At 55.7% G+C, this 6905-nt stretch carries 5 protein-coding genes and 1 pseudogene; 2 read left to right on the top strand and 4 right to left on the bottom strand.

Going from position 1 to position 6905, the window contains the following annotated elements:
• Positions 1 to 439: pseudogene (locus Q0683_RS09340) on the bottom strand (hypothetical protein); the annotation flags it as partial.
• Between the two features lie 192 nt (positions 440 to 631).
• On the opposite strand from Q0683_RS09340, the gene Q0683_RS09345 reads away from it, so the two are divergent.
• Both Q0683_RS09345 and gatB read left to right on the top strand, forming a co-directional pair.
• Complete coding sequence (locus Q0683_RS09345) at positions 632 to 1780, top strand: citrate synthase (protein ID WP_298977414.1); 1149 nt, start codon at positions 632 to 634, stop codon at positions 1778 to 1780.
• A 67-nt stretch (positions 1781 to 1847) separates the two neighbouring features.
• On the top strand, positions 1848 to 3443 hold the full coding sequence (gene gatB / locus Q0683_RS09350) for an Asp-tRNA(Asn)/Glu-tRNA(Gln) amidotransferase subunit GatB (RefSeq protein WP_298977415.1): 1596 nt from the start codon (positions 1848 to 1850) through the stop codon (positions 3441 to 3443).
• Here gatB and Q0683_RS09355 read toward each other — a convergent pair.
• The 3 genes from Q0683_RS09355 to Q0683_RS09365 all read right to left on the bottom strand — a co-directional run.
• On the bottom strand, positions 3426 to 4946 hold the full coding sequence (locus tag Q0683_RS09355) for an NAD(P)H-hydrate dehydratase (RefSeq protein WP_298617874.1): 1521 nt from the start codon (positions 4944 to 4946) through the stop codon (positions 3426 to 3428). The genes gatB and Q0683_RS09355 overlap by 18 nt on opposite strands.
• Complete coding sequence (locus Q0683_RS09360) at positions 4943 to 6082, bottom strand: anhydro-N-acetylmuramic acid kinase (protein ID WP_298617877.1); 1140 nt, start codon at positions 6080 to 6082, stop codon at positions 4943 to 4945. The genes Q0683_RS09355 and Q0683_RS09360 overlap by 4 nt, the downstream gene beginning before the upstream one ends.
• A 7-nt stretch (positions 6083 to 6089) precedes the next feature.
• On the bottom strand, positions 6090 to 6905 hold an 816-nt coding region (locus tag Q0683_RS09365; RefSeq protein ID WP_298977417.1), incomplete at its 5' end, for an ABC transporter permease subunit.

Here is a 6905-nt window from a genome sequence, read left to right on the forward strand (position 1 = left end):
ACCAAAAATTTCTAGCAGGTGGTCTTCCATACCCAAGGTGAAGGAGTTGTAGATTAAATCCACCGGTTGACGAGTCCCCTCATAGCCCAAGAACAACCGATAGCCCACGGGAAAGTCCTGAATGTGGATGGGAGCGGCAATTACGCCACAGGGAATCTTGAAGCGTTTGCCCACATGGCGCTCCCTCTGGCTGCCAAAGATGGCTGCGGGTTCAACTTTTTCTTGAAAACCGCGTGCTAGAACATGGCGCTCCACAATACTGGCGGTGACAGGCGTAAAGTGGTGCTCTCGCTCTAGCATTGACCCCATAACGTTAAAATAATCATCCCCAAGGGGCGCGTGCATAATGCCATGAACATTTTTGAAGTTTGAAGGAACTGGCAATGCGCAGGGTACCAATGTGAGCAGGCCCTGCATACATCCAGTGGGCAAGTTTCATCGCGTCAACTCCTTGGGGATGTCCGAATCGCGACCGTAGCGAGGCCGTTTTCCAAGGCTGACAAAACGTTGTGAAACTTCAGGGAAGTAGTGAGCAGCTTGGTTATCAACATCTTTCCCCTCTCCCCTAAAATTGATAGATACTGCAATTCCAACTCAGCTTGCCCTGTTTAAGAACTAAGGACACCCACGCATGGTTGCCTGCGAATTTAGCCCCGGTCTTGAGGGTATTCCCGTTGCCCAATCGGCCATTAGCTATGTGGATGGCCAAGCCGGTATTCTGGAGTATCGCGGTGTCCCGATTCAGGAACTGGCAGAAAAAAGCACGTTTTTGGAAACCGCCTTTTTGTTGATTTGGGGCTACTGGCCGAGCAAAGAGGAGTTGGCCGCTTTTGAACACGATATTACCTACCACCGCCGCGTGAAGTACCGCATCCGCGACATGATGAAGTGTTTTCCGGAGAGTGGCCACCCCATGGACGCCCTCCAGGCCTCGGCGGGAGCATTGGGATTATTCTATTCACGGCGGGCACTTGACGATCCAGAGTACATTCGGGCAGCGGTCGTTCGTCTGTTGGCGAAAATTCCAACAATGGTGGCGGCGTTTCAACTCATCCGCAAGGGCAATGATCCGGTCATGCCCTGTGATGAACTGGACTACGCGGCTAATTTCCTCTATATGCTCAATGAACGGCGTCCCGATCCCTTTGCGGCGCGGGTGTTTGATATTTGCTTGATTCTCCATGCGGAGCACACGATGAATGCCTCCACCTTCTCGGCACGGGTGACGGCCTCGACATTGACAGATCCCTATGCCGTAGTTGCTTCAGCAGTGGGTACACTGGCAGGGCCACTCCATGGAGGAGCCAATGAAGATGTGATCAATATGCTCGAAGAGATCGGCAGTGTGGAGAATGTCCGTCCTTATGTGGAAAAGTGCATCCAGAATAAGATTAAAATTGCCGGGTTTGGCCACCGCGTCTACAAGGTGAAGGATCCCCGCGCCACAATTTTGCAGAAGTTGGCGGAGCAGTTGTTTGATAAGTTTGGCGGCGATCGCTACTACGACATTGCCCTGAAACTGGAGGAAGTGGTGGGCGAATATCTCAGTTACAAGGGGATTTATCCCAATGTGGACTTTTACTCTGGCCTTGTGTATCGGCGATTGGGGATTCCCAATGACTTGTTTACCCCTGTGTTTGCGATCGCCCGTGTGGCGGGTTGGCTAGCCCACTGGAAAGAACAACTGGAGGCCAACCGCATCTATCGCCCCACCCAAGTCTATACGGGTGCCCACAATCAGCCCTATGTACCCATGGAGGAGCGCAATCATCGCCCCTAACTCTTGATTCTCAACTCCCTCGCTGACTAAGCTGCTTTATAGTGGCGGTATCCTTGTGGAGTTTCTGATGGCAAAGGCAAAATCCAGCAAACGGCAAGCATCAAACACGGCAAAAACGTCGAAATCCACCCAGTCAGCCTCGAAGAAACAGGCAGCAACCCCTGCTCCTGAACCCACCCCTGTGGATCCCGCCAGTCTTACCTACGAGGCGGTGATTGGCTTAGAGATTCATTGCCAACTGAGTACCCAAACCAAAATTTTCTCCAGTAGCTCAACCCAGTTTGGGGCACCTCCGAATACAAACATTGATCCGGTGTGTTTGGGCTTGCCGGGAACCCTCCCTGTGTTGAATGAAAAGGTGCTCGAATATGCGGTGAAGGCGGGCTTAGCCCTCAACTGCCAGATTGCCCCCTACAGCAAGTTTGATCGCAAGCAGTATTTTTATCCCGACTTGCCGAAAAACTACCAAATCTCGCAGTACGACCTGCCCATTGCCCAGCATGGCTACCTAGAGATTGAACTGGTGGATGATAACGGCACCGCCAGCCGCAAAAAAATTGGCATTACCCGCCTGCACATGGAGGAAGATGCAGGCAAATTGGTGCACGCGGGGAGCGATCGCCTGTCTGGCTCCACCTACTCCTTAGTGGACTTGAATCGGGCGGGCGTACCCCTTGTGGAAATTGTCTCCGAACCCGATCTGCGCACGGGTCAAGAGGCGGCAGAATATGCCCAAGAACTGCGGCGCATTCTCCGTTACTTGGGGGTCTGCGATGGCAATATGCAGGAGGGGTCACTGCGCTGTGATGTGAATATCTCTGTGCGGCCTGTGGGCAGCAACACCTTTGGCACAAAGGTGGAGATTAAAAACATGAACTCGTTTAGTGCCATCCAACGCGCCATTGACTATGAAATTGAGCGACAAGTGGCTGCCATCAAAGCGGGAGAACCCATCGTTCAAGAAACCCGCCTCTGGGATGAGGCCACTCAGCAAACGCGCACCATGCGCGTCAAAGAAGGTTCCAGTGACTACCGCTACTTTCCCGAACCCGATCTTGGCCCCATTGAAGTCAGTGCTGAGCAATTGGCGGCATGGCGTGCGGAACTGCCGGAGCTGCCGGCGCAAAAGCGTCACCGCTACGAGACCGAGTGGGGCTTACCGCCACAGGATGCCCGCGTTCTCACCGATGAACGCCCTGTTGCCGAATATTTTGAAGCCACGGTTGCCGCTGGGGCACCCCCGAAATTGGCGGCCAACTGGATCATGGGCGATATTACGGCCTATCTCAAGGAACAAAAACTGGCGATCGCGGCACTCCCGCTAAAACCCCCCGAATTGGCGGAACTGATCCAACTCATTGAGGCGGGCACGATTAGTAGCAAAATGGCTAAGGATCTGCTGCCGGAATTACTGGCTCAGGGCGGCTCCCCCAAAGCCCTGGTGGAGCAAAAAGGCCTCAGCCAAATCTCCGATGTGACTACCCTAGAGGCGATGATTGACGAAGTGCTGGCGGCACATCCCAATGAACTGGCGCAATACCGCGCCGGCAAAACAAAACTTCAGGGCTTCTTTGTGGGCCAAGTGATGAAGAAAACGGGTGGACGTGCCGATCCCAAGCTGACGAATCAACTCTTGGCGCAAAAGCTAAACGCCAGCAGTTAGAGCCGCCTGCAGTGTGGGTAACAGGTGGGCAATCAAGTGTTCAGGATAGACGCCTAGGGAAGTTACCTGTCGTTCTGCTTGAAGTCCCGCTTGGGCATGCCACCAGACCCCACCACAAGCTGCGGTAAGAGCCTCCTGCTGCGCCAGCAGACCACCTATGAGTCCGGTGAGCACATCGCCGCTACCCCCTCGCGCAAGGGCAGGGGTACTCTCAGGATTGATCCAGAGGTCACCCTTAGGGGAGGCAATGGCGGTTCGTGCCCCCTTGAGAACCACAACGGCATTACTGCGAGCTGCGGCTGCGGTGACTTGGTCGAGGCGATCGCCCCCTGCTGCTACCAGGTCGGGAAAAAGGCGGCGAAATTCGCCGTAGTGGGGAGTCAAAATCGTGGGATTCGGCAGGGGCCAGGGGGTGAGTTTGGCTAGGATATTCAGAGCATCGGCATCCAACACGAGCGATCGCCCAGAGTGCAACACCGCTTCTACCACGGGCACCGCCTCAGGGGTCAACCCCGGCCCACAGGCAATAGCCGAGAACCGCGTTAAATCTAAGGTCTCCGGTAAGTGAGCGATCGCCCCCGTAGGCGTTTCAGGACAGCCGACAACAATGGCCTCGGGAACGCGCATCAAGACAAGGGGCTTCAAAGACTGCGGCACCGCCACCACCAACATCCCTACCCCTGTACAGCGCGCCGCGAGTGCACTGAGGAGAATACTGCCGCCGTAGGCCGCCGAGCCACCGATCAAGAGCAGTTGCCCCTGCTGATACTTGTGGGTAATAGGCGATCGCCCCAAAGGCAAACTTTGCCAACAGGAAGCCTCTAGACAATATCGTCGCGGCGTTGTGGCCAAGACTTCCTCGATGACAGGGGGGGGAATATCAAAGGGGATTAACACCCCCTGCCCTACCCAAGGCTGAGCCTCCTCCACCAAGAGTCCCCGCTTCCACAGTCCCAAGCAGAGGGTGCGATCGGCCTGAATTGCCCTACCCAACACTGCCCCTGTATCACTGTGGAGCCCAGAGGGAACATCAATACTCACCCGTGGCTGTCGCCAAGTGTTGATCTGATCAATGGCATGGGCAAGGTCACCCGTCAGCTCCCGCTCTAGGCCAAAGCCAAACAGGCCATCCACAATCAGGTCAACCTCCTGCAACGCCGCCACCGTCTCGGCAAAGGGCAGACCGAGAAAGCGAGCATAGCGGGCATGCTCCGCCGTCAGGGGCTTGAGGCGCTCAAAGGGCTGCCAGATGGTGACCGCATACCCTCGGTGCCAGAGTTCCCGTGCCACCACTAGAGCATCGCCACCATTGTGCCCAGGGCCGGCCAAAATGCCCACATGGGGGTACTGTGCCCTTGGAAACTCACCCTGGAGAAAATGACTGAGGCGCTGTCCCACCTTTTCCATCAGGGCCGGAACAGGGAAGCCGCCATTGAACATTGCTCCCTCGATGGCCTGCATTTCAGCCGTGGTGACAATCCGAGAAAATCCGGTTCTTGTCATTGCTGTCCACTCCATCGCTGACCTAGGGGAACCGCTTGGCGTGCCCCCGTGACTTGGGGCAAATTCCCCGGCAACCCCAACACATGCCAGTAGGCAAGAATAGCAAAGGCGATCGCCTCTTTGGCATCCACCGGTACCCCAGCCGTCGCAGTGGTTTCCACCGGAATGTCTCCAAAATGCACCTGAAGGCGTTCCCGCAAAAAGGTGTTATGGGCACCCCCACCACAGAGAAACACCCGCTGCGGTGGTCGGGGCAAAAATCGGTGATAACTCTCCACAATACTGCGGGCAGTGAGTTCTGTGAGGGTGGCCAAAATATCCGCAGGGGCTAAACCCACTGCATCGGCACGACACCGTTGCCAAAAGGCCAAACCAAAGTATTCTCGCCCCGTGGACTTCGGCGGCGGCTGATGAAAGAAGGAGTCCTGCAGCCACTGCTCCACCAAGGGTTCGATGATCTGACCCTGCCGTGCCCATGCCCCATCGGCGTCGTAGGTGCGCTCTCCCCCAGATAATGCCATGACTCCTAGGTCAAGCAACATATTGCCGGGGCCAGTATCCCAGCCCATGACCCCTTTGCCGTCGGCATCTTCTAGGTGGGGGGGCAAGTAGGTGACATTGCCAATCCCGCCGATGTTTTGCACACAGCGCACTTCCGTGGGATGACTCAGAAGACACCAATCCACCCGAGGCACAAGAGGCGCCCCTTGACCGCCCAAGGCAATATCCTGAGCGCGAAAGTTAGCAATGGTCGTAATGCCCGTGCGCCAAGCAATCCAGTCTCCCCGTCCCAGTTGCAGGCTATAGCCCAGGCGATCGCCGGTGGGGGGGCGATGAAAGACCGTTTGCCCATGGGAGCCAATGAGTTCTGCGCGGGGATAGCCCTGTTGAACCCTCTGTGCCGCAAGTGCAAAGGCTTCAGCGATCTCCTCATCCAAGTCCGCCAACTCCCTAGGGGTCAAAGGTTTTTCCCCGCAGAGGTCAAGAATCCGCTGCCGCAGGTCTGCAGGATAGGGCACCGTACAAAAGTTGAGCACCTCTAGCTGAAGGTGGCGATCGCCCCCCTCTAACTCCACTAGAGCCGCATCAATTCCATCCACCGAGGTGCCACTCATCAGGCCAATGACCCGCATCATCTAGCACCTACAGCAGTTGATATTTGGTTTCCGCCAAGCGATAGAGGGGGCGCCAAACGAGGCGGTTGGTTAAAACCACTAGTAACGACATCACTGCTGTTGCTGCCATCAGTAGGGGAAAATCCCCCCGAACGCTAGCCTCAGAAATGATGGCTCCTAAGCCAAGGGTCTGCTCTGTTTGATTCTGAAATTCCACATATTCACTGACGATGCTGGAGTTCCAAGCTCCCCCCACAGCGGTAATGATACCCGTAATCAAGTAGGGAAAAATCCCCGGCAAGATCAGGATGCGCCACCGCTGCCACCAAGGGAGTTGATAGACCACTGCTGCTTCAAATAATTCCGTGGGAATTGCTTGGGCACCGGCAATGACATTGAAGAGAATGTACCACATCGTGCCCAGCATCATCAGCGCCACAGAGCCAATCTCCAAACCTCCGCCCACATTGGCAAGGGTCAACAGTAGGACAGGAAAGAGCGCCGTGGCCGGCACCGATGCCGCAATTTGGACAAGGGGTTGCAACACTTGAGCCGCGCGGGGATTGCGACCGATCGCCACCCCCACTGGAACTGTCCAGACTAAAGACAGAATTAGAGCTACCGTTACGCGCACCGTTGTCAGCACTGCCCCTAGACCAATTTGCTGCCAATCTTGCCAACTCACACCAAACATTTGCCGCAAAAAGGCGATCGCCCCCCAAACCACGAACACAGCCAAAATCAGCAAAATAATCGGTGTTATTGGCCAGTTGCCTTGACGACTCTGGGGTACAGGGAATTGACGTGGCTGTTTAGGGCGCAACTGCTCATCGAGTCGTTCCCA

Origin of the sequence: uncultured Thermosynechococcus sp., from assembly GCF_938074695.1 — a bacterium.
GTDB lineage: Bacteria > Cyanobacteriota > Cyanobacteriia > Thermosynechococcales > Thermosynechococcaceae > Thermosynechococcus.